Origin of the sequence: Sanguibacter sp. Leaf3, from assembly GCF_001425965.1 — a bacterium.
GTDB lineage: Bacteria > Actinomycetota > Actinomycetes > Actinomycetales > Cellulomonadaceae > Sanguibacter > Sanguibacter inulinus.
The window spans coordinates 391898-415847 of the sequence record NZ_LMRH01000004.1 but is presented as its reverse complement, the minus strand read 5'-3'; the positions used below and the strand labels follow the sequence as shown (position 1 = coordinate 415847).

At 71.0% G+C, this 23950-nt stretch carries 17 protein-coding genes and 1 rRNA gene; 4 read left to right on the top strand and 14 right to left on the bottom strand.

Annotation, left to right across the window (positions count from 1 at the left end; translation table 11 throughout):
• The 6 genes from ASG53_RS19240 to ASG53_RS19215 all read right to left on the bottom strand — a co-directional run.
• A 16S ribosomal RNA gene (locus ASG53_RS19240) occupies positions 1–93 on the bottom strand; the annotation flags it as partial.
• A 903-nt stretch (positions 94–996) separates the two neighbouring features.
• Positions 997–1998: a sugar phosphate isomerase/epimerase family protein gene (locus ASG53_RS19235; RefSeq protein WP_056137067.1), complete on the bottom strand. Its 1002-nt coding sequence runs from the start codon at positions 1996–1998 to the stop codon at positions 997–999.
• Positions 1999–2242: 244 nt separating this feature from the next.
• Positions 2243–3418, bottom strand: a complete 1176-nt coding sequence (locus tag ASG53_RS19230) for a Gfo/Idh/MocA family protein (protein WP_056137064.1) — start codon at positions 3416–3418, stop codon at positions 2243–2245.
• A gap of 72 nt (positions 3419–3490) precedes the next feature.
• Entirely contained in the window at positions 3491–4591 is a 1101-nt protein-coding gene (locus ASG53_RS19225; protein WP_082544243.1) for a substrate-binding domain-containing protein, read from the bottom strand.
• 85 nt (positions 4592–4676) lie between these two features.
• Positions 4677–5858, bottom strand: a complete 1182-nt coding sequence (locus ASG53_RS19220; protein ID WP_082544242.1) for an ABC transporter permease — start codon at positions 5856–5858, stop codon at positions 4677–4679.
• The gene (locus ASG53_RS19215) at positions 5855–7384 is read right to left on the bottom strand and encodes a sugar ABC transporter ATP-binding protein (protein ID WP_056137062.1); all 1530 of its coding nucleotides are present in this window, start codon (positions 7382–7384) and stop codon (positions 5855–5857) included. Before ASG53_RS19215 ends, ASG53_RS19220 begins: the two co-directional genes overlap by 4 nt.
• Before the next feature lie 117 nt (positions 7385–7501).
• Here ASG53_RS19215 and ASG53_RS19210 point away from each other — a divergent pair, with 117 nt between their 5' ends.
• Positions 7502–8689: an ROK family protein gene (locus tag ASG53_RS19210; RefSeq protein WP_056137061.1), complete on the top strand. Its 1188-nt coding sequence runs from the start codon at positions 7502–7504 to the stop codon at positions 8687–8689.
• A gap of 20 nt (positions 8690–8709) precedes the next feature.
• Here the strand turns inward: ASG53_RS19210 and ligA are convergent, their stop codons facing one another.
• On the bottom strand, positions 8710–11223 hold the full coding sequence (ligA, locus tag ASG53_RS19205) for an NAD-dependent DNA ligase LigA (protein ID WP_056137059.1): 2514 nt from the start codon (positions 11221–11223) through the stop codon (positions 8710–8712).
• 190 nt (positions 11224–11413) lie between these two features.
• Here ligA and ASG53_RS19200 point away from each other — a divergent pair, with 190 nt between their 5' ends.
• Positions 11414–13486 carry a prolyl oligopeptidase family serine peptidase gene (locus tag ASG53_RS19200; RefSeq protein ID WP_056137057.1) on the top strand — a complete coding sequence of 691 codons (2073 nt, stop codon included), beginning with the start codon at positions 11414–11416 and terminating at the stop codon, positions 13484–13486.
• Between the two features lie 93 nt (positions 13487–13579).
• Here the strand turns inward: ASG53_RS19200 and ASG53_RS19195 are convergent, their stop codons facing one another.
• The 6 genes from ASG53_RS19195 to ASG53_RS19170 all read right to left on the bottom strand — a co-directional run bounded on the left by ASG53_RS19195 (position 13580) and on the right by ASG53_RS19170 (position 20370).
• On the bottom strand, positions 13580–14932 hold the full coding sequence (locus ASG53_RS19195; RefSeq protein WP_056137185.1) for an MFS transporter: 1353 nt from the start codon (positions 14930–14932) through the stop codon (positions 13580–13582).
• Positions 14925–15968: a hypothetical protein gene (locus ASG53_RS19190; RefSeq protein WP_056137055.1), complete on the bottom strand. Its 1044-nt coding sequence runs from the start codon at positions 15966–15968 to the stop codon at positions 14925–14927. The genes ASG53_RS19195 and ASG53_RS19190 overlap by 8 nt, the downstream gene beginning before the upstream one ends.
• Complete coding sequence (gene mnmA, locus ASG53_RS19185; RefSeq protein WP_056137053.1) at positions 15965–17209, bottom strand: tRNA 2-thiouridine(34) synthase MnmA; 1245 nt, start codon at positions 17207–17209, stop codon at positions 15965–15967. Before mnmA ends, ASG53_RS19190 begins: the two co-directional genes overlap by 4 nt.
• Positions 17206–18444, bottom strand: coding sequence for a cysteine desulfurase family protein (locus ASG53_RS19180; RefSeq protein WP_082544240.1), 1239 nt, complete (start codon positions 18442–18444; stop codon positions 17206–17208). Before ASG53_RS19180 ends, mnmA begins: the two co-directional genes overlap by 4 nt.
• 87 nt (positions 18445–18531) lie before the next feature.
• Positions 18532–19542, bottom strand: a complete 1011-nt coding sequence (locus ASG53_RS19175) for an electron transfer flavoprotein subunit alpha/FixB family protein (protein ID WP_056137048.1) — start codon at positions 19540–19542, stop codon at positions 18532–18534.
• 21 nt (positions 19543–19563) lie between these two features.
• Positions 19564–20370, bottom strand: coding sequence for an electron transfer flavoprotein subunit beta/FixA family protein (locus ASG53_RS19170; RefSeq protein ID WP_056137047.1), 807 nt, complete (start codon positions 20368–20370; stop codon positions 19564–19566).
• Positions 20371–20484: 114 nt separating this feature from the next.
• Here ASG53_RS19170 and glgX point away from each other — a divergent pair, with 114 nt between their 5' ends.
• A complete protein-coding gene (gene glgX / locus ASG53_RS19165; RefSeq protein ID WP_056137045.1) occupies positions 20485–22926 on the top strand; it encodes a glycogen debranching protein GlgX in 2442 nt (813 codons plus the stop codon).
• Positions 22923–23450 carry a GNAT family N-acetyltransferase gene (locus tag ASG53_RS19160; protein WP_056137043.1) on the top strand — a complete coding sequence of 176 codons (528 nt, stop codon included), beginning with the start codon at positions 22923–22925 and terminating at the stop codon, positions 23448–23450. The genes glgX and ASG53_RS19160 overlap by 4 nt, the downstream gene beginning before the upstream one ends.
• Here ASG53_RS19160 and ASG53_RS19155 read toward each other — a convergent pair.
• Positions 23423–23872: a GNAT family N-acetyltransferase gene (locus ASG53_RS19155; RefSeq protein WP_056137040.1), complete on the bottom strand. Its 450-nt coding sequence runs from the start codon at positions 23870–23872 to the stop codon at positions 23423–23425. The genes ASG53_RS19160 and ASG53_RS19155 overlap by 28 nt on opposite strands.
• Positions 23873–23950 lie beyond the last annotated feature (78 nt).

Below are 23950 nucleotides of genomic sequence, written 5' to 3'. Positions count from 1 at the left end.
CAACCAGAGCAAGCTCTGATGTCACCGTTCGACTTGCATGTGTTAAGCACGCCGCCAGCGTTCGTCCTGAGCCAGGATCAAACTCTCCGTAAATGTTTGCTATCAACYRGCCGAAACCAGTTAACAACCATACGAAGCAAGCCTCCCTGCAAAGAGAGAACTTGATTAATCAAGGCTACAAACCGAAAACTTGCGTTTTCAATTCATACCAAATAAACNCGAAACCAGTTAACAACCATACGAAGCAAGCCTCCCTGCAAAGAGAGAACTTGATTAATCAAGGCTACAAACCGAAAACTTGCGTTTTCAATTCATACCAAATAAACCTTGCCATCAGACCAGCCCCGACCGAAAGGCCGAGCACCAATCCAAGACAAGGGGTCTTGGCATTGACTATTAAGCACACTGTTGAGTTCTCAAGGAGCGGACGCGCATCACCCGTTCACTCATTACTGAGCGTCTGGCGTGAGGTGAGTTCTCAAGGAGCGGACGCGCATCACCCGTTCACTCATTACTGAGCGTCTGGCGTGAGGCAACCGTTCAAACTTACCCGACTCGCTTCCCTGCGTCAACCCGCCGTTTCCAGCGCGTTAACCCGGTCAAGCGGGCCTGGTGAAGACTACCTGATCTTCGCGGCCCTCCGAACCACCCTCACGAGCGACTCGGGCCGATGCCAGACAGCGTGACCGCTGTCCGAACCAGGCTCTCGACACTACCAGTCCCAGGCGAGCCTGAGTAGACCTTCGTGCGGAGAAGTCAGGACCCCGGGACCAGCCACTTCGCGCCGGCTCCGAAGAGCTTCGCAGTGGTGTCTGTGCCTCCCTGTCGGGCTGACGTCGAGAACATTACGCGACGTCAGCCCAGCCGCCAAACCCGTCGACGGTGACCGCAGTCACCCCTGCTCGCCATCGCTGCGCGGTCCGTGCGTCCCCCTCCAGCCCGCCCCGGTCGCCGCCGGTCCGGGTGGCGAGCAGGCGCTCCCAGGGGCGCCGATGCTCACCGCGCGCTGAACGCTGCGTCGAAGGCGACGTCGGGGGCGTCGAGCGCCAGACGGCGCACGAGCTCGAGAGCCTCGGGCGCTCCTACCAGCCGGTCCATCCCGGCGTCCTCCCACTCGATCGAGATCGGGCCCGCGTAGCCGATGGTGTTGAGCATGCGGAAGGCGTCCTCCCAGGGGACGTCGCCGCGCCCTGTCGAGATGAAGTCCCACCCGCGGCGCCCGTCAGCCCAGGCGAGGTGCGAGCCGAGGCGCGAGTTGCGGCCGTTGTGCATCCGCTTCTTCGTGTCCTTGCAGTCGACGTGGTAGATCCTGTCCTTGAAGTCCCAGAGGAACCCGACCGGGTCGATGTCCTGCCAGACCATGTGGCTCGGGTCCCAGTTCAGACCGAAGGCCTCCCTGTGCCCGATCGCCTCGAGGGTGCGGACCGTCGTCCAGTAGTCGTAGGCGATCTCGCTCGGATGGACCTCGTGCGCGAACCTCACGCCCACCTCGTCGAAGACGTCGAGGATCGGGTTCCAGCGGTCGGCGAAGTCCTGGTAGCCGGCGTCCACGGCCTGCTGGCTCACGGGCGGGAACATCGCGACGTACTTCCAGATCGAGGACCCCGTGAAGCCCACGACGGTCTTCACCCCGAGCCGGGCCGCGAGCCGGGCGGTGTGCTTCATCTCCTCGGCCGCGCGCTGGCGCACCCCCTCGGGGTCTCCGTCTCCCCACACGACGTCGGGCAGGATGTCGCGGTGCCGCTGGTCGATCGGGTCGTCGCAGACCGCCTGACCCTTGAGGTGGTTGGAGATCGCGTGGACCTGCAGACCGTGCTCGGCCAGGACGTCCAGCCTTCCCTGCACGTAGGCGTCGTCGTCCCAGCGCCACGGGTCTAGATGGTCGCCCCAGCAGGCGATCTCCAGGCCGTCGTACCCCCAGCCGGCCGCGAGACGCGCGACCTCCTCGAAGGGCAGGTCGGCCCACTGGCCTGTGAAGAGGGTGATCGGTCGGACCATGAGGGACTCCTTCGAGAGGTCTGCGGCACGACTGCTCCGTCGTGCCGTCGGCCGCACCTGCGCGGCCTGTTCTTGCGTGGGTCGGACGCGACCGACCCGTGCTGAGGCCAGGTTGCGGCCCGTCCGTGAACACCCCACAGTGCGTGGCTCGTCGGAGCGCGGTCCGACGGGTGCGGTCCACCCCGGCGATCAGCACGACCGGGGCGAGCGGTGCGACCAGGGATCGGGGCTCGGGGATCAGGGATCAGACCGTCCGCCAGGCGCTCGCGTCAGCCGCTGACTCCTCGACCGCGGCGAGCACCTTCTGCACGGTGAGCCCGTCACGGAAGCTGGGCGCCGGCGGGGTGCCGGCCGCGACCGCGCCGACGAGGTCGACCACCTGGTGGGTGAAGGCGTGCTCGTAGCCGAGCCCGTGACCGGCGGGCCACCAGTGCGAGAGGTAGGGATGGCCCGGCTCGGTCACCACGATCCTGCGGAAGCCGGCGGTCTCGGCGTCTTCGTCGGCGTCGTAGAGGTGGAGCACGTTCATGTCTTCGAAGTCGAAGGCGACCGAGCCGCGCGAGCCGTTGATCTCGAGCCTGATGGCGTTCTTTCGCCCGGCCGCGAAGCGGGTGGCCTCGAAGACGGCGATCCCTCCCCCGGACATCCGGGCGAGGAAGGCCGCGGCGTCGTCGACGGTGACTGGACCGCGACCGCTCCCCGCGACAGCGGACAGCCCGGCCGAGCTCTCGGCGAGGGGCCGTTCGGCGACGAAGGTCTCGAGCATCCCGGACACCCCCGTGATCTGCTCCCCCGTGACGAACTGGGCGAGGTCGATCACGTGCGCACCGATGTCTCCGAGAGCCCCCGAACCGGCTCTGTCCTTGTCGAGGCGCCAGCTGAGCGGAGACTCCTCGTCCGTGAGCCAGTCCTGGAGGTACTGGGCCCGGACGTGGCGCACTGTCCCGATGCGGCCCTCCTCGACCAGGCGTCGGGCGAGCTGGATCGCCGGGACCCGGCGGTAGGTGAAGCCGACCATCGCGAGGACGCCGCGCTCTGCGGCGGCGTCGGCCGCATCGGCCATCTGCGTCGCCTCTGCGACCGAGTTGGCCAAGGGCTTCTCGCAGAGCACGTGCTTGCCCGCCTCGAGTGCCGCGATCGCGATCTCGGCGTGCGTGTCTCCAGGGGTGCAGATGTCGACCAGGTCGACGTCGTCGCGGGCGACCAGGTCCTTCCAGCTCGCCTCGGAGCCGAGCCAGCCCAGCCTGTCCGCAGCCGCCTGCGCGCTCTCGGCCGTGCGTCCTGCGACAGCGGTCATCTCGGTCTGCAGCGGCAGGTCGAAGAACCGTGGGGCGGTGCGCCACGCCTGCGAGTGGGCGGCACCCATGAACGAGTGGCCCACCATCCCGATCCCCAGCCGGGGACGTCCGTCAGCCGACATCGTCGACTCCCTTCGAGCAGGGGTGGGGCCGGTCGCCTGGGCGCCGGCCCCACCGTGAGGTCGTGCGAACGGTCAGGACTCGAAGGCTGACGGGAGGTACTGCGCGACGTTGTCGGCCGTCACGACGGGCGCGTACAGCTGCACCTGGCGCGGGACCCCGAGCGAGGCGAGGTCGCTGACCGACTTCTCCTGGACCGCGAGGCGCGCCATCTTGATGCCGTCGGCCGCCTGGGTGGACGGGTAGACGACTGTCGCCTGGAGCACCGAGTCGCCGGCCTCGATCGACCGCATGACGTTGGCCGAGCCAGCCCCGCCGACCATGAAGAACTCGTCGCGCCCGGCACTCTCGATGGCCGCGAGGACACCGACACCCTGGTCGTCGTCGTGGTTCCAGATCGCGTCGATCTGCGGCGCGGCCTGGAGCAGGTTGGCGGTCGCCGACTCACCACCCTGGATGGTGAAGTCGGCGGCCACCCTGTTGTCGACGTCGAGGCCGCAGCCCTCGAGCGCGTCCGCGAAGCCCTGGCTGCGGTCCTGGGTGAGCGGGAGCGAGTCGATCCCGGCGATCTCCGCGACGACGGCGTCGGGGTTGTCGCCCAGCTGCTCGCAGATGTACGTCCCGGCGCTGACCCCCATGCCGTAGTTGTCTCCGAGCACCGTGGCGCGCGCGGCGAAGGGGCTCGAGAACTCGCGGTCGACGTTGATGACCACGATCCCCGCCTCCATGGCCTCGGTCGCGATCTCGGTGAGGGCTGCCCCGTCGAAGGGCAGCAGGACGATGGCGTCGACCCCGTCGTTGATGAAGGTCTCGATCTGGCTGATCTGGAGGCTCACGTCGTTGGTGCCCTCCGCGACGCGGAGCTCGACGTCGGGGTAGTTCTCGGCCTCGGCCTTGGCGGCCTCGGTGATGGCGCCCATCCAGCCGTGGTCGGCTGCCGGGGCGGAGAAGCCGATGACGACGGTGTCACCGGAGGCGTCGTTGTCGGAGGCTGCGGCCGGGGCGGCCGCGGCCGAGGAGTCGGCAGGGGCCGGGGTGTTGGAGGTGCAGGCCGTGAGGACGAGGCCTGCGACGGCAAACCCTGCCACGAGGGCGGGGACGCGTCGTCGGTCGGTGCCGCGCTCCGGCGATCCGGTGCGGGCCGGGGGTGTCTGGCTGAACAGTCGAGCGGACATGAGAATCTCCTGTGATCGTCGTCCTGCTGCGGGTCTGGTGCGGGTGTCGTGCTGTGGCCGGGCCCCGGGAGGGTGCCCGGGGAGGTCAGGTGGTGCGGCTGCGGGTCGCGAACCTCTGCTGGATGAGGACAGCCGCGACGATGATCACGCCCTTGACGACGGCCTGGGCCGAGGTGGACATGTTGTTCTGCGTGAACACGTTGGTGAGGGTGGTGAAGATCAGCACGCCGAGCACGGTGCCGACGATGGTGCCGCGTCCTCCGGCGAGGAGGGTCCCACCGACGACGACAGCCGCGATGGCGTCGAGTTCGTAGAGCTGGCCGTTGGTCGACGAGCCCGCCGTGGTGCGGGCGAGCATCATGATCCCGGCGATGCCGGCGGTGAGGCCCGAGAGCGCGTAGAGGTACATGGTGTGGCGCCTGACCTTGATCCCGGCGAGGCGCGCAGCCTCCGGGTTGCCGCCCACCGCGACGGTGCGGCGTCCGAAGGTCGTGCGGTTGAGGAGCACCCACCCGCCGACCGAGACGAGCACGAACATCCACACGAGCACCGGGACCCCCAGGACCGAGGCCCTGAAGAAGTCGAGGAACTCCGGGACGCTGACCACCTGGGTCTTGCGGTTGGCGATGATCTCGGCGAGACCGCGTGCGCCGACCATCATGGCGAGGGTCGCCATGAAGCCGACGATCTTGCCGTAGGCGATGAGGATGCCGTTGATGAGCCCGCACGCGACACCGACTGCGAGCGCGACACCGACCATGACGATCCAGTGCGTGTCCCGCGCCATCGTCTGCGTGGCGAGGGTGCTGGCCCAGACTGTGGCGAGCCCGAGCACCGAGCCGACGGAGAGGTCGATCCCTCCGGCGGTGATGACGAAGGTCATCCCGATGCACAGCACGCCGAGCACGGCCGCGAGCCGGAGGATGGTGAGGGCGTTGTCGATGCTCGCGAAGCGCTCTCCGCCGGTCACCGCCCCGACCACGCAGAGCAGCACGAGGGCGAGGACGAGGCCGAGGTTGCGGCCGACCGAGCCGTGCAGGCCCAGGCCGCGCGACGTCTCGGGCCCCGACTTGCCGGCCGCGGGGCTCCCTCGTCCGTCGAGGGGTGCCGGTGTGCTCAGCGCCACGCCCGCGTCGGGTGGGAGGTCTGCTGAGACGGTCCCGGCAGCGGCGTCCTTGCCGAGGGAGAGGCCTGGTCGTCCCGAGGGTGCTGTCGCACTGTCGCGGTCGCCGGTGCCTGACGGGGGTGTGGTCCTGTGCTCGCTCATGCGGCACGTCCTTCCATGACGAGGGCGAGCACACCGTGCTCGTCGATCGAGTCGGCGGGGCCTGTGTAGACGACGGTTCCTTCAGAGATGACGAGGACCCGGTCTGACATGCCGAGCACCTCGTCGATCTCGCTCGAGACCACGACGACGGCGGCACCGTCGTCGGCGAGCCTGCGGACCAGGGCGTAGATCTCGGCGCGGGCGCCGACGTCGACGCCGCGGGTGGGCTCGTCGAGCAGCAGCACCCGGCAGCCGTGCACGAGCCAGCGGGCCAGCATCACCTTCTGCTGGTTACCACCCGACAGGGTCCGGGCGGGTCGGTCGACGTCGCTCGGACGCAGGTCGAGCGCGGCGGCCTGCTGCTGCGCAGCGGCGCGCTCCTCCCCCTCGGCGAGCATCCCGCCGCGGGCGAACCGCGCGAAGGTGGAGAGCGTGACGTTGCGGTAGACGGGCTCGTCGAGGAGCAGACCCTGGCTCTTGCGCTCCTCGGGCGCGAGGCCGATCCCCGCGTCGACGGCCGAGCCGACGGACCCGGGCCGCGTGCGCTGCCCGGCCACACGGACGGAGCCTGCTGTCGCGCGGCGGGCTCCGTAGACGGTCTCGAGGATCTCGGACCGGCCGGAGCCTACGAGACCGGCGAGCCCGACGACCTCGCCAGCACGGACCTCGAGGCTGACGTCAGCGAAGACGCCTGCCAGCCCGAGGCCCTCGACCGCCAGGAGCACCTCGGCGTCGGAGGCGAGCGGCGTGCTCGGGGGGAAGACCTGCTCGACGGTGCGCCCCGTCATGAGCCGGATGAGCTCGGCGGTGGGGGTGTCGGAGACCGCGAGGTTCTGGGCGACGGTCCGGCCGTCCTTGAGGACGGTGATGCGGTCGCCGATCGCACGGATCTCTTCGAGCCTGTGGGAGATGTAGACGATCGCGACACCGGCCGAGGTGAGCTCGCGCACGACCCTGAAGAGGTTCTCGACCTCTTCGGAGTCGAGGACCGCTGAGGGCTCGTCCATGACGATGACTCTCGCGTCACGGGACAGGGCCCGTGCCATGGAGACGACCTGCTTGCCCGCCGCGGAGAGCGACCCGACGTCCTGGGTGGGCGAGATGCCGGGGTGACCGAGGCGGGCCAGCAGCTCACGGGTGCGGCGGACCGCGGCACGGCGGCGGGAGAACCCGGCGGAGGCGAGCTCGTGCCCGAGGTAGACGTTCTCGGCGACGCTGAGCCCGTCGACGACGTCGAGCTCCTGGTACATGGTCGCGATGCCGAGGTCGAGAGCGGCGACGGGGTGCGGGATGGTGACGACCTCCCCGCGGACGAGGATCTGCCCCTCGTCGGGCTGGTGGGCTCCGGCGAGCACCTTGATGAGGGTCGACTTGCCGGCGCCGTTCTGGCCGAGGAGGCAGTGCACCTCTCCGGGGAGGATGTCGAGATCGACGCCGTCGAGTGCACGGGCGCCGGGAAACTGCTTGACGATGCTGCGCATCTGCAGGAGCGGCTCTGCTGCTGAGGGTGGGTCCACGGTGACCATGCGTCTGAACCTAGGCGGTACTTCTGTCGACAGTCAAGCAAAAGATGCAAGCAGGGCGATTGTTACCTGCTCGTAATCTGCTAAAGTCGCGCTCATCTGATCCGAGAGGTGGACCCCATGACGACCGAGGAGGCGCTCCGCGTCGTCCCCCGCACGGCCGGAGCCGGGGAGCTGTTCCAGCTGCTCCGCGACGGCCAGCCCCGCACGCGCGCCGAGCTCGCCGCCGTCACCGGGCAGGCACGCTCGACGATCGCTGCGCGCATCGACCTCCTCATGGCCTCCGGGCTCGTGGCCCCGGCCGGGGCGACGACGTCGACCGGGGGCCGACCGCCGGCCACCTTCGCCTTCAACCCTGATGCTCGGGTCGTCCTCGCCGTCGACCTCGGCGCGACGCACGCCCACCTGGCCGTGACAGACCTCGCGTCCACGGTGCTCGCCGAGCTCGAGGCTCCGATCTCGATCGCCGACGGGCCCGACGTGATCCTCGGGTGGGTGGCTCAGACGGGCGAAGAGCTCGTGAGGTCGAGCGGGCGCAGCCTCGACGACCTCGTCTCCGTGGGGGTCGGGCTCCCCGGGCCCGTCGAGCACTCGACGGGACGTCCGATCAACCCGCCGATCATGCCAGCCTGGGACGACGTCGACGTCCCAGGCGTGCTGAGCACCCGCCTGGGCGCCTCGGTCCTCGTCGACAACGACGTCAACATCATGGCGCTCGGCGAGCACCGCACCGAGTGGCCGGGGGTGAGCGACCTGCTGTTCGTCAAGGTGGCCACAGGCATCGGTGCCGGGATCATCAGCGACGGTGCGCTGCGCCGCGGCGCCCAGGGAGCCGCGGGCGACATCGGGCACGTGGCGGTCTCGGACCGCTCGGAGGTGCCGTGCCGCTGCGGCAACCTCGGCTGCCTCGAGGCCGTCGCGAGCGGGCAGGCCGTCGCGCAGCAGCTCGCTGCGGGCGGGCTCGAGGCGTCGGGGTCCAACGACGTCGTGGCCCTCGTGCGGTCCGGGGACCTTGCCGCGAGCCGCGCCGTCCGCCAGGCCGGGCGCGACATCGGGACCGTGCTCGCCGGGTGCGTGAGCCTGCTCAACCCGTCGATGATCGTGGTCGGCGGGGTGGTCGCGTCGTCCGGGGAGCACCTGATCGCCGGGATCCGCGAGGTCGTCTACAGGCGCTCGCTCCCCCTGGCCACCCAGCATCTGCGGATCGTCGCCTCACGGACCGGCAACCGTGCCGGGGTGCTCGGGGCGAGCGCGATGGCCGTAGACCACGTGCTATCGCCCGAGGCGATCGACGCGCTCATCGGCTGAGGGGCTCGACGCCCGCCACGTCAGTCTTCTGAGCCCGTTGCTGCAGTCTCGGGCTCTGCTCCCTCGAGCGGTGAGCCGTCCTCGTCGAGGAGCGGGTCTGCTGCGGCCGGCGGGCCCTGAGCGAGGAGCGTGACAAAACCGGCCTCGTCGAGGATCGTCAGGCCGAGCTCACGCGCCTTGGCCTCCTTCGAGCCCGCGTTCTCCCCCACGACCACGAAGTCGGTCTTCTTCGAGACCGAGCCTGCGGCCTTGCCGCCACGCGCGATGATCGCCTCTTTGACCTGGTCGCGGTTGAAGCCCTCGAGCGATCCGGTCACCACGACCGTGAGGCCCTCGAGCGTGCGGACGATGGACTCGTCCCGCTCGTCGCGCATCTGGACCCCTGCCGCACGCCAGCGCTCGATGATCTCGCGGTGCCAGTCGGACCCGTCGACCTCGAGGTCGTCGTCCTCGTCCGCGGCGGCGATCGGCGCGGGGCCCGCGGGATCCCCCGGGACAGCATCCTCGGCCAGCTCCGGGGCATCTCCGGGCACCGCTGCGTCGGATGCTCCGTCGACCGGCGCTGCGACACCGGACGCCTCGGGCTCGGGTGCCGCAGCGACCGAGGCCCGTCCGTTGAACCAGATGCGGACGGCGCGCGCGATCGTCGGACCGACGCCCTCGGTCGCGGCGAGCTCCTCCTCGGTCGCGTCCATGATCGCCTCGACGGACTCGAAGGCCGTCGCGAGCGCGCGTGCGGCGGTCGGGCCGACGTGCCGGATCGACAGGGCCACGAGGACGCGCCACAGCGGCTGCGTCTTGGCCTTCTCGCGCTCGTCGAAGAACTTGACCGTGGTCGCCGACGGTTTGGACGGGTTCTTGGCGGTGGCCCGGGTGTAGAAGAACGGGATCTGCTCCCACACCCCTGTCCCGACGCCGGCCTTCTTCTTCTCGCGCCACACGAGGACGTCCGCGAGGTCGTCCACCTCGAAGTCGAAGAACCCGGCCTCGGTCTCGAGGACCGGCACCTGGACCGGGACGCCCTCGGCGTCGGCGCTCTCCGGTCGGTTGTGCTCGGGGTCCACGAGGGCGATCGCGGCCTCCCAGCCCATCGCCTCGATGTCGAAGGCACCGCGACCGGCGAGGTGGAAGACCCGCTCACGCAGCTGAGACGGGCAGGACCGCTGGTTGGGGCAACGGATGTCGACGTCGCCCTCCTTCGCGGGGGCGAGCGGTGTTCCGCACGACGGGCACTCGGTCGGCATGACGAACTCGCGCTCGGAACCGTCACGCAGCTCGACGACAGGCCCGACGATCTCGGGGATGACGTCGCCGGCCTTGCGCAGCACGACGGTGTCGCCGATGAGCACGCCCTTGCGCTTCACCTCGCTGCCGTTGTGGAGCGTCGCCATGGACACCGTCGACCCGGCGACGAGGACGGGCTCCATCACCCCGAAGGGGGTCACGCGACCGGTCCGCCCCACGTTGACGAGGATGTCCCGCAGCTTCGTGTTGACCTCTTCGGGCGGGTACTTGTATGCGATGGCCCACCGCGGTGCACGGCTCGTGGCGCCGAGCTGGCGCTGGAGGGCCAGCTCGTCGACCTTCACGACGATCCCGTCGAGCTCGTGCTCGATGTCGTGGCGGTGGTCGCCGTAGTAGTCGATCATCTCCTGCACACCGGGCATGCCCTCGACCACACGGTTGTGGCTCGAGACCGGTACACCCCACTGCTCGAAGAGGGCGTACGCGTCGGACTGGCGGCGCAGGGTCGCGGGTGCACCGGCCTCCCAGTGCAGCGCGCCGACCCCGTGGGCGTACATCCGCAGCGGGCGGCTCGCGGTGACCTTCGGGTTCTTCTGGCGCAGCGACCCTGCCGCGGCGTTGCGAGGGTTGGCGAAGGGCGGCTTTCCCGCGGCCACCTGCGCCTCGTTGAGAGCGGCGAACTGGTCGACGAGCATGAAGACCTCGCCGCGGATCTCGATGAGGTCCGGGTGCGTGGACGGGTCTCCGCCGAGGGTCAGCGGGATGCTCTCGATCGTGCGGACGTTGAGGGTGACGTCCTCCCCCGTGCGCCCGTCACCGCGGGTGGCGGCACGGACCAGGACACCCTTCTCGTAGAGCAGCGCGATGGCCAGCCCGTCGATCTTCACCTCGCAGAGGTAGTGGACCTGCGTCGTGCCGATCTCGCGGTGCACCCGCTCGGCCCAGGCGTCGAGGTCTTCGGCGTTGAAGGCGTTGTCGAGGCTGAGCATCTGCTCGCGGTGGTCCACAGCCGCGAATTCTGTCGAGAAGGTCCCACCCACCCGCTGGGTCGGAGAGTCGGGGGTGCGCAGCTGCGGGTACGTCTCCTCGATCTGGCCGATCTCGCGCAGCAGGACGTCGTACTCGGCGTCGGACACCGTCGGGGCGTCGCGCACGTAATAGGCGAACTGGTGCGCCTCGATCTCCTCGGCGAGCACCTTCCAGCGCTGCTGGGCTGCGCTCTGGTCAGGGCTCGCGGCGGTCGCGGACTCGTCGGGACCCTGGGCTGCGGGGGGTGTCTTCGTGCTCACCGGACCATCATCGCGCGAGCCACCCACATCCGCCCTGTGACACACGTAGGACGGCGCACGTGCGACGCCCCTGGAGGGTTCGGCCGGCCTCGTACCCCCGGTGACCAGCGCACGAGCACACGTCGGGCGTCGTCCACAGGCACCCCGCGTCGCTCGACAGCAGGACACCCGATCACCGTAGGGTGGTCCGATGACTGCAGAGCAGACCGACACCACCGCCCCGACGGCCGACGCCGACCCGCGCCTGTGGCTCGAGGACGTCGAGGGGGACGACGCCCTCGCCTGGGTCCGCGAGCGCAACGCGCAGACCACGAGCACCCTCGCCGCGACCGAGGAGTTCACCAGCACCCAGGCCGCGCTGCGCGGTGTGCTGGACTCCGACGCGAAGATCCCCGACGTGTCGAAGATCGGCGACCACCTCTACAACTTCTGGAAGGACTCGACGCACGTGCGCGGGCTGTGGCGCCGCACGACGCTCGAGTCGTACAGGACCGACGAGCCCGAGTGGGAGACCGTCCTGGACGTGGACGCCCTCGGTGAGGCCGAGGGTGAGAGCTGGGTGTGGCACGGGGCGAGCATCTTGCGGCCCGCGTACCGCAAGGCTCTCGTGAGCCTGTCGCGCGGGGGTTCCGACGCCGACGTGACGCGCGAGTTCGACCTGGCGACGAAGGAGTTCGTCGCGCCCGAGGACGGCGGGTTCTACCGTCCGGAGTCGAAGGGCGACCTCGCGTGGGTCGACGACGACACCGTGTACGTGTTCACGGACACCGGTGAGGGCAGCATGACGTCCTCCGGGTACCCGCGGGTCGCCCGCCGCTGGCACCGTGGGACACCGCTCGAGTCGGCGACGGTCCTCTACGAGGGCCGTACAGACGACATGTACATCTCGGCCTTCCGCAGCCACACCCCGGGCTTCGTCCGCGACTTCGTGGCACGCTCCCTCGCCTTCTACAGCAACGAGCTCTACGTGCTCGCCGCCGACGACTCCCTGACCAAGATCGACGTGCCTGACTCGGCCGAGGTCGGCTTCCGCCGCGAGTGGCTGCTGGTCGAGCTCCGCGACGACTGGACCGTCGGTGGGACGACCTTCACCTCGGGCTCGTTGCTGGCGACGGGCTTCGACGACTTCCTCGCGGGCGGTCGAGACTTCACGGTCTTGTTCGAGCCTGACGAGTCGACGTCTCTCGCCGGGGCGACGTGGACGCAGAGCCACCTGGTGCTCAACGTCCTCGCCGACGTGAAGAACCGTCTGCACGTGCTCACCCCGCCGGCCGACGGCGCTGGGGCGTGGGAGCGCAGCGAGATGCTCGGTGCCCCGAAGATCGGGACCGTCGCCGTCCGTGCCGTCGACGTCGACGCCTCGGACGACGTGTGGCTGGTCGCGACCGACTACCTCACGCCGACCACCCTCTCGATCGCGACTGTCGGGCAGGAGCCGGAGCTGCTCAAGTCGATGCCGGTGTTCTTCGACGCCGACGGCCTCACGGTCGAGCAGCACTTCGCGACGTCGGACGACGGCACGAAGGTGCCGTACTTCCTGGTGCGCCGCGCCGACCTCGCGCTCGACGGCACCGCCCCGACGCTGCTCTACGGCTACGGAGGCTTCGAGATCTCCTTGACACCCGGGTACTCGGGCGGGCTCGGACGGGCGTGGCTCGAGCAGGGCGGCGTGTACGCGGTCGCGAACATCCGCGGGGGCGGCGAGTACGGACCCCGCTGGCACCAGCTCGCCCTCCAGGAGAACCGCCACCGCGCCTACGAGGACTTCTCCTCGGTCGCGAAGGACCTCGTGACGCGTGGCATCACCTCCCGCGCGCACCTCGGGGTGCAGGGTGGGTCGAACGGCGGGCTGCTCACGGGCAACATGCTCACCCAGTACCCGGAGCTCTTCGGCGCCGTGGTGATCCAGGTGCCGCTGCTCGACATGAAGCGGTACTCCCACCTGCTCGCGGGCGCGTCGTGGATGGCTGAGTACGGCGACCCTGACGACCCCGCGCAGTGGGAGTTCATCCAGACCTTCTCGCCCTACCACCTCTTCGACGCAGACCGGGAGTACCCGCCGGTCCTCTTCACGACGTCGACGCGCGACGACAGGGTCCACCCAGGCCACGCCCGCAAGCTCGCTGCAGCGATGATCGAAGCCGGCAAGGACGTCACGTACTACGAGAACATCGAGGGCGGCCACGGCGGCGCCGCGAACAACGAGCAGGCGTCCTTCATGCAGGCCCTGGCCTACAGGTTCCTGTGGGAGCGCCTCGGCTGAGAAGTACAGGACCCGGCTCTCCGACGGCGGCGCACCCCACCGGGTGCGCCGCCGTCGCGCTGCCAGCCTGCTCCTCGACGAGCGAGGTGCGGGTCAGGGCTCTGGGTGGCGGGAGTCGTAGGCGAGGAGCCGGGGCTGCCAGCGCAGCAGGAGCAGGAGCACCACGACGCAGGCGAGACCTCCGACCACCGCCGCCCAGCCCTCGCCCCACCAGGACGACTGCGCGCCGAGCACCAGGTCGCCGAGGCGCGGTCCACCGGCGACCACGACGATGAACACCCCCTGGAGCCGTCCGCGCATGTCGTCGGGGGTCGCCGACTGGAGGATGGTCTGGCGGAACACCGAGCTGATCGCGTCGGACGCCCCGCACAGGACCAGCATGAGGAGCGCGGCGCCCAGCGCGACGACGAGCACGTGGTCCGGGCTGGTCCGCCCCGCCAGGACGAGCACGACGCCGAAGCCCGCGACGGACAGACCCCAGCCGATGATCGCCCACATGATGACGACCCCCTGCCTGTGCACGCGGGTCAGCCCGCCCGAGAACACCCCGGCGAGCAGACCGCCGACTGCGAGGGCTGCGGTGAGCGCACCTGTCGTGGCCGCTCCCCCGCCGAGGATGACCACGCCGATCGCGGGGAACAGCACGCGAGGCATCGCGAGGATCATCGCGACCAGGTCGACGAGGAAGGTCATGCGGACGTTGGGGCGCGTCGCGAGGTAGCGGAGCCCCTCGAGCACGGACGACAACCCGACCCGGCGGCGCGCCGCGTCCTTGGTCCCCGACCGTGGGTCGACCTCGCCCTCGACGCCGTCGACCCCGTCCCCGGCGTGCGAGGGCTCGGGCGGCATGCCGGGCAGCTGGACGAGGGCCCACAGCGCGGCCGTGAAGCACAGCACGTCGACCGTGTAGACGATGCCGTAGCCCCACCGGCTCACCACGAGGGCCGCGACCAGCGGACCGACGGTCAGCGCGATGTTCCAGGTGATGGTCATGAGGGTGTTCGCCGCCGGCAGCAGGCGCGCCGGCAGCAGCCTGGGGATGATGGCCGAGCGCGCCGGGTTGTTGACCGCGAAGGTGGCCGACTGGAGCGCGACCAGCCCGTAGAGCAGGCCGACCGAGCCGATGTCGAGCCACGCCTGCGCGGCGAGCAGCATCGTCACGACCCACAGCACCACCGACGCCGAGAGCGCGACCTTGCGGCGGTCGTAGGCGTCGACGAGCGCACCGCCGTAGAGGCCGAGCACGACGAGAGGCACGAGCGCGCAGATGCCCAGCACACCGACGGCGAAGGTCGACGAGGTGAGCGAGTAGACCTGGAGCCCGACCGCCACGACCGTGAGCTGAGCGCCGAGGTTCGAGATCCCCAGCCCCCACCACAGGCGCCTGAAGGCAGGCGACTCGCGCAGCGGGGTGGTGTCTGCGAAGAGGCGGCGGCCGCTAGCCACCGGCACGCTCGGTGAGGATCTCCGCCGCCCGCACGACGGTCCCGAGGGTGCCGCGGGCTCGGTCGGGGGTGCCGTCCGTGGTCCAGGTCGCGGCGCTGCCCGCCGAGGTGAGGACCACGTCGGCGAGCCCTTCGGCTGGCAGACCGAGACGCCGCCACGGGACGCTCACGAGGTCGGCGAGCCCCCGGACGTCTGCTCCTGCGCACTGCGAGACCGTCGCGGGCGGCAGGCCGGCCCAGAGCTGCGTCCCCCGCTCGACGGCGCGGGCGAGGAGCTCCCACCCACGAGAGTCCCAGCGGCCGTCGGCGACAGGGCCGACCTCGAGCCCGACGGCGTCGGCCCCCGACAGCACGACGGGCGGGACGGCGTCCCAGACCTGCCCGACGTGGACGACCGAGCGGGCACCGGCGGCGCGGACCGCGTGGACGACGGGCTCGAGCCCTTCGAGGATCTCCGGCCCGCGGACCGCACGCAGCCGTGAGTAGCCCGAGAAGCTCGGGATCACCCCCGCGGAGACCTGACCGAGGAGCGACTCGTCGACCTGGACCGTGAGCTCGACGCCCGGAGCCTGCGCCCGGACAGCAGCGACGTGCTCACCGATTCCCTCGGCGAGGGCGCCGACGAGGGCCCGCACGGCTCCGAGGTCGGAGAGCACCCTGTCGCCCCGTGCCAGGTAGAGGGTCGCGGCGAGCGTCCACGGACCGACGACCTGGACCGTCAGCGGGCCGCTGTACCCGGCGCCGGCGATCGCGAGGGCGTCGAGGTCTTCGCGCAGGAAGGCCTCGGCACGGCTCGCGTCGAGGCCGGGGTGGTCGGCGATCTTCCAGCCGTGCGGGCCGAGCTCGACGGGCATCTCGGGCAGGAGCAGCGCCGTCCGGGCGACGGGCTCAGAGCCGGCTCCCCGGCCGGGGAGCTGGGTGAAGAAGGGAAGGCCTTCGACCCCCGTCGGCGCAGCCGAGAGGTCGCCGATGATGGTCAGCAGCGACTCGAGAGGATCTGTGCCGGGCCAGACGCCCGGGCCGCTCGCCCCGGTCACGCCGAGCGTGCGGGCTCAGCCGTCGCGAGGCCCACCGGCTCGGCCGGGCGAGAGCGCGACGACGAGACCACCGTCGACTGCCCGAGGACCCGGGTGCCGAGGTAGACCACGAGCGACTGGCCCGCGGCGACGCCGCGCAGGGTCGCGCCGACGAGCTCGACCTCCATGCCACCGGTCGCCCCACCTGCGTCGGGGACCGAGCGGACACGGGCCGCCACGGGCTCCCCGTGCGCCCGGACCTGGACCTCGGCGTCGATCCACGCCGACGGTGCCGGGCCGCTCGGAGCAGCGGGAGCGTCAGCCCCCGAGGCGGTTGCAGGGGTAGCGACCCCGTGCGCCGCGAGCACGTCGTCTGCGAGCCACACGCTCTGGTCGCCGACGATGCGGTCGACCGAGAGCATCTCGGCAGGACCCACGACGACGGTGTTGGAGACGGGCTGGATGTCCAGGACGTAGCGCGGCTTGCCGTCGGCAGCGGGACGCCCGAGCTTGAGGCCCTTCCGCTGCCCGACCGTGTAGGTGTACGACCCCTCGTGCTCCCCGAGGACCGTGCCGTCGGAGTCGACGATGTCGCCGGTCTTCGCGCCGAGGCGCTCGCGCAGGAAGCCCTGGGTGTCACCGTCCGCGACGAAGCAGATGTCGTAGGAGTCAGGCTTGGTCGAGACGCTCAGCCCGCGGGCCGCAGCCTCGGCACGGACCTCGTCCTTCGTCTCGAAGGCCCCGAGGGGGAACATCGCGCGCTGGAGCCTGTCGGGCCCCATGACCGCGAGCACGTAGGACTGGTCCTTCGCGGTGTTCGGCGAGCGGTGCAGCTCGCGCAGCTCGGTGCCGTCGGCACGCGTCGAGGTGATCACCTGGGCGTAGTGCCCTGTCGCCACGGCGTCGAAGCCGAGGGCCGTCGCCTTGTCGAGCAGCGCCTCGAACTTGATGTGCTCGTTGCACCGCACGCAGGGGTTCGGCGTGCGCCCCGCCGCGTACTCGGAGAGGAAGTCGGCGACGACAGTCTCCTCGAACTTCTCGGACAGGTCCCACACGTAGTACGGGATCCCCAGCACGTCGGCTGCGCGGCGGGCGTCGCCGGCGTCCTCGATCGAGCAGCAGCCGCGAGACCCCTCGCGGAACTGGTTGCGGTTGCGGGACAGCGCCATGTGCACGCCGACCACCTCGTGGCCGGCGTCGACGACGCGTGCTGCGGCCACGGCGGAGTCGACCCCGCCGGACATCGCTGCGAGGACCTTCATGAGCTCACCTCTCGATCGCTGCGGGGACGGCGCGTCCCGACAGACGCAAGACCGGCTGTCGTCGCGCGGGCGACGACGTCGGGGAGGACCTCGAGGACGAGGTCCACGTCGCTCTCGGTCGACGTGGCGCCGAAGGAGAAGCGCAGGGCCCCTCGTGCGTCGTCTTCGTCGATGCCGAGCGCGAGCAGGACGTGGGACGGCTGCGGCACGCCGGCCTGGCAGGCCGAGCCCGTCGAGGACTGGACCCCCGCGGAGTCGAGCAGGTACAGCAGTGAGTCACCCTCGCAGCCCTCGAAGGTCAGGTGCGCGTTGCCGGGCAGCCGCAGAGTCGGGTCGAGCGCCGGGTCGGGCCCGCGGAGCGTGGCCGAGGGGACGAGCTCGGCGACCCCGCGCAGCAGACGGTCCCGCAGCGACGCGAGCCGGGGCGCGGTGGTCTCGCGCGCCGCGACAGACTCGCCGACCGCGACGGCGAGGGCCCGGATGCCGGCAGTGTCCAGGGTGCCCGAACGGATCCCCCGCTCCTGACCTCCTCCGTGCAGGACCGGAGTGACGTCGAGGCTCCTGCGGACGAGCAGCGCACCTGCGCCGACGGGTCCGCCGAGCTTGTGGCCGGTCAGGGTGAGCGCGTCGAGCCCGCTCGCGGCGAAGTCGACGGGCACGTGCCCGACTGCCTGGACGGCGTCCGAGTGCACGGGGATGCCGTAGGGGCGTGCTGCGGCGACGACGGCGTCGATCGGCTGGACAGCACCGACCTCGTTGTTGGCCCACATGACCGAGACGAGCGCGATCTCGTCGGCGTGGGCCGCGAGCTCGGCCCGGAGCGCGTCGACGTCGAGGATCCCCCGCGAGTCGACCGAGAGCAGGACGATCTCGGCGCCGGCGTGCTCGGCCATCCAGAAGGCGGGGTCGAGGACAGCGTGGTGCTCGACGGCCGAGACCAGGATGCGACGACGCTCGGGGTGCGAGACACGGCGGGCCCAGAACAGGCCCTTGACCGCGAGGTTGTCCGCCTCGGTGCCGCCACCTGTGAAGACGACCTCGCTCGGACGGGCGCCGAGCGACCCGGCGACCTGCTCACGGGCCTCTTCGACGACGCGCCGGGCGGCCCGCCCTGCGGAGTGCAGGGAGGACGGGTTGCCCACGAGCGCCATGTGCTGCGCGTAGGCCTCGATCGCGGCCGACGACATGGGGGTCGTCGCCGCGTGGTCGAGGTAGGCAGACCGGTCAGGATTCACAGTCGACCAGTCTACGAGCCACCGCTGGGCGCGCGATCCGCCAGGGCTGTGACGTCCGCAGCCCTGAGTCCTGCTGCCAGCAGCACGTCATCCCTGCGCTGCGCGCTCCTTGTGCGCACGGACGGCCTGGGCCGCCTGCGGGAGGACGTCGGCGAGGTCGCCCACGACGCCGAAGTCCGCGATCTCGAAGATCGGGGAGTCAGGGTCGTTGTTGACGGCGATGATGACGCTCGAGGCCTGCATGCCGCCGCGGTGGTGCGGCGCACCCGATATCCCCGCACCGACGTAGACCCGCGGCGCGATGGTCACGCCGGTCTGGCCGATCTGCGCGTCGTGCCCGACCCAGCCCTCGTCGACGGCGTCGCGGGTCGCGCCCACGGCAGCGCCGAGAGCGTCGGCGAGATCTTCGACGGGCCCGAAGTCACCGAGGGTGCCTCGTCCGCCGGCCACCACGTAGGCGGCCTCGTCGAGGGCGGGACGCCCGGAGGTCTCCCCCGCGGAGGCGTGGGGTGTGCGCGAGACGAGCACGGCGGCCGTCGCACGCTCTGTCGGCTGGACCGCGAGACGCTCGACCGCAGGTGCAGAGGGGACGGGCGCGCTCGAGGCGACGACGGCGTTGGAGCGCAGGGTGAAGACCGAGCGGCTCGTCGTCGGGGCGCACTCGACGTCCCAGGTCCCCGCGAAGACCCGCTTGACGCCGACCAGCCCGGCCTCCGTCACCGTGACACCCGAGGCGTCGTAGACGTAGCCGGCCGAGAGCGAGCGTGCGGCGAGCGCACCGATCTCCCGGTTGACGAAGGACGAGGTGAGCAGCACGACGTCGGCACCCCGGTGCTCGGCGGCAGCCGCGAGCGCCTCGGCGGCGACTGGGGTGAGGTGGGCTCCGACGGTCTCGTCGCCCGGGAGGTCGACGACCAGGACCGACGCCGCGCCCTGGTCGGCAAGACCGGCGAGGGTCGCCTCGGAGGGTTCGGCGAGGGCGACGGCGGTCACGGTCCCGAGGCTGCGGGCGAGGGTGAGCAGCTCGCGGGCGGGTGAGCGGAGGCCCTCGGCCGGGGTGTCGAGCAGGACGAGGACGGTGCGGTCTGGTGCAGTCATGGTCGGTCCGTCTCTCTCAGGTCAGACGAGGTCGTTGCGGATGAGGTAGTCGGCGAGCGCGAGCCCGCCCTCACCCTTGTCGGTGACGAGCTCCACGTCGGGGCGCGGCGGGCGCGGGGCACTCGTGACGACGGTCGCCCGAGCCGCCTGCGCGCCGACGGCCTCGGGCGCGAGGCCGACGTCGGAGAGCCCGAGGACGGTGATCTCCTTGGTGCGAGCCGCCATGATGAGCTTGAAGTTGGGGTAGCGCGGGGTGTTCACGTGGTCGGTCACGGAGACGACGGCGGGGGTCGGCGCGCTGAGCACCTCCGCCACGCCGTCGAGGTCGCGCTCGATCTCGACCTGGCCGTGCTCGACGCTCAGCCTGGACGCGAGGGTGAGCTGCGGGAGCCCGAGCTCGGCGGCGACGAGGCTGGTGACGACCGAGCCGAGACCGTCGAGGGCCGCCATGCCGGTGATGACGAGGTCGACGGGGGTCTGCGCGTCGAGGGTGCGGACGGCTGCGGCGACAGCCGTGGCCGTCGCGAAGACGTCCGAGCCGGCGAGCGCGTCGTCGCCGAGGCGGACCGCTGTGTCGACACCGATCTGGAAGGCCTTGCGGAGCGCGGCGTCGGCCTCGACGGGTCCGACGGTGAGCGCGACGACCTCGCTGGTCGCCCGCTCGGCCTCGTCGAGGGCCTCGACGATCTGCAGGGCAGCCTCGACGGCGTTCTCGTCGAGCTCGTTGAGGGTGCCGTCCTCAGCACCGCGCCTGACCCGGCCCTCGGGGGTGAGCCCTCGGTCGGAGTGGATGTCGGGGACGTGCTTGACCGGGACGACGATCCTCATAGTGCCGCTCTCTCTTCCGTCGCGATGATCCTGCTGAAGCCTACAACGGGGCTGCGACGCGACCTGGCCGGTCGGGCGGCGCTGGAGAGGTCGGCGACGAGCCACAATAGGGCCATGAGCGACACACGAGCCGCCTCCGTCCACGGTCCGGTCCCACCCTTCGGCGTCCACCTCGACGGCGGTGGCGTCCGCGTCTCGGTGCTGGCCTCGCACGCGACCGGGGTCGACCTCTGCCTGATCGACGTGGTGCGGTCCGCCCCGGGTGCAGAGCCCCGCTACACCGAGCGGCGGGTCCCGCTGACCGAGCGTGCCTACGGCGTGTGGCACGGCTACGTGCCGGGCGTCCACGAGGGCCAGCGCTACGGGTTCAGGACCTACGGGCCCTGGGACCCTGCGGCCGGTCTGCGGCACAACCCGGCCAAGCTCCTGGTGGACCCCTACGCCCGCGGGATCGTCGGCGAGCTCGACTTCGGCCCGGAGACCTACGGCCACGTCGCCCACGTCGAGCCCGTCGAGCCCGTCGAGCCCGTCGAGCCCTTCGACGGAATGCAGACCGCAAGCACCGCCACCACAGCACCCACAGCACCCACGAGCCTCACCGGGGTGGCCGACCTCGCCCGCACGGACGACGCTGACCAGACGTCCCTCCCGGGCGTCCCCCGCACGCGCACACCGATGCTCGGCAGGCACGTCGTCGGCGACCCCTACGGCCCCGCGGACGACCGTGACTCCCTCGGCTCGGTGCCGCACTCTGTCGTCGTCGGGCCGCGCCACCACCACCCACCCGTCCGCCGCCCGCAGGTGCCGTGGCGCGACACCGTGATCTACGAGGCGCACGTGCGCGGGCTGACCCAGCAGCTCGACGCCGTGCCCGAGCACCTGCGCGGTACCTACGCAGGTCTGGCGCACCCCGCCACCATCACGCACCTCAGAGACCTGGGCATCACCACGGTCGAGCTGCTGCCGATCCACGCCTTCGTCCCCGAGCCGCACCTCGTGACCAAGGGGCTGACCAACTACTGGGGCTACAACACGATCGGCTTCTTCGCCCCGCACGGCGGGTACGCGACGGCTGCAGCGCAGGCCGCAGGCCCGGGAGCCGTCCTCGACGAGGTCAAGGGCATGGTGCACCTGCTGCACGAGGCCGGTCTCGAGGTCCTCCTCGACGTCGTCTACAACCACACCTGCGAAGGGGGTGCGCCCGGTCAGCACATCGGCTGGCGGGGTCTGGACAACAGCGCGTACTACCTGCACGACGGCGGTTCGCCCGCACGGCTCGTCGACGTCACGGGGTGCGGCAACTCCCTGGACTTCAGCAGGCCGCGCGTCGTCCAGATGGCGCTCGACTCCTTGCGCTACTGGGCGCAGGAGGTCGGCGTGGACGGCTTCAGGTTCGACCTCGCCGTGACGCTCGGCCGCGACCGCGCAGGCTTCACCTCGAACCACCCCTTCCTCGTGGGGCTGCAGACCGACCCCGTGATCAACCAGCTCAAGCTCGTCGCCGAGCCGTGGGACGTCGGCATGGGCGGGTGGCAGACCGGCGGCTTCCCCGCGCCGATGGCCGAGTGGAACGACAGGTTCCGCAACGCCACACGCTCCTTCTGGCTCTCCGACCCCGCAGCCGCCGCCCACGGGCGCGGGGGTCATGGGATCCGCGAGCTCGCGACGCGTCTGGCCGGGTCCGCGGACCTCTTCGGGCACTCAGACCCGCCGCTCGTGCGTGGCGCGATCGCGTCGGTCAACTACGTCACCGCACACGACGGTTTCACGCTCGCCGACCTCGTCGCCTACGAGCACAAGCACAACCAGGCCAACGGTGAAGACGGCCGTGACGGCAGCGACGACAACCGGTCGTGGAACCACGGGATCGAGGGGCCGGTCCCGGCCGACTCGCTCGGCATGGAGATCGCTCCCCTGCGGCGCCGGTCGATCCGCAACCTGCTCGGCATGCTGCTGCTCTCCGCGGGCACCCCGATGATCACGGCCGGTGACGAGACCGGACGGACGCAGGGCGGCAACAACAACGCCTACTGCCAGGACAACGAGATCTCCTGGGTGGACTGGGACCTCACCCCGTGGAGGGAAGACCTCCTCGCGACCACCCAGCACCTGCTGCGGCTGCGGCGCGAGCACCTCGCGCTGCGCGTGGACGGGTTCTTCCTCGGCCACCCCCAGCCCGAGGACGAGCCCGGTCAGCCAGACCTCGCCTGGTACGACGCCGAGGCCTCGCCCGTCTCGCACGAGCAGTGGCACGACACCAGCACCCGGATCGTGCAGATGCTGCGCCGCGAGCGCCGAGGGCACGACGACCAGGAGATCGACGACTCGCACGTGCTGCTCGTCCTCAACGGCACCCTGGACGACGTGCACGTGACGCTCGCCGGGCGCGGCAACAGCTCGCGCGCCTGGACCCTCGCGTGGGACTCCGCGTGGGAGCACCCCGACGACCGCGAGCTGGCCGCCGACGGCGGACCGCACGACGTGGCCGCAGGGACCCGCGTCCACCTCGAGCCTCTGAGCATGCAGGTCTACCTCGCCTACCTGGACCACGCGTGAGCGGCCCGCAGACTCCTGTCCTGTGGGAGGTCGTCGACCCGACGTCCGAGGCAGCCCGGCAGATCCTCACGGAGTACTTCGACGACATCGTCGGTCGGTACTGGGGACGTGCGGCCACCCCGACCGAGGTCGCGACGGCGATGACCGACGAGCCGAGCGACGACCTCCAGGCACCGACGGGGCTGCTGCTCGTCGGCTCGGCGGACGGGACACCCGTCGCGTGCGGCGGGGTGCGGCTCGTCGGCTGCGGGGTCGCAGACCTGACGCGCATCTTCGTCTCCCCCGTCGTGCGCGGGAGGGGGCTGGGGGCCGGCCTCGTGGCCCGGCTCGAGGCGCTCGCGGTCGAGGCCGGGGTGCGGACCCTGCGCCTGGACGTGCGGGCCGACCTCGCGCAGGCCCGCTCGCTGTACCAGCGCCTGGGCTTCGTGGACGTCCCCAGGTTCAGCGACGCCCGCTACGCGGACCACTGGATGGCAAAAGAGCTGACCGCGCCCGCTCAGACGTCGAGCGCCCCCACGGTCTGACCGAAGAGCTCGACCCCTGTCGGCACAAAACCGAGCCGCAGGTAGAAGCCCTCGGGCCCGCCCTCGCCGCGCTCCCACAAGACCGTGATGCGCGAGGTTCCACGGCGACGCGCCTCGGCGACCACCTGCTCGACCGCAAAACGCCCGACTCCTGTCCCCTGGGCCGACGCGTCGACGAGCAGCCGCCAGATGCCGGCCCGGAACTCCTCGACCTCGTGCTCAGGGTCGAAGCTCGCCATGACAAAACCCACCACGGTGCCGTCGCGGACCACGACCCGCGGCCAGGCCGAGGGGTTGACGTAGGCCTCGGCGACAGACTCGAGGACCGAGGCCACGAAGACCTCCTGGCCTGGTGCGACACGCAGGCCGACAGCGGCAGGGAGGTTCTCCGGGGTGAGCTCGGCGAGCGTCAGGCTGGTCATCCCCCGAGTGTAGGCAGACACCCCCGCCGGGAGACCCGGCGGGGGTGTCTGGTCCCTCTCACGCGCAGGGCGTCAGCG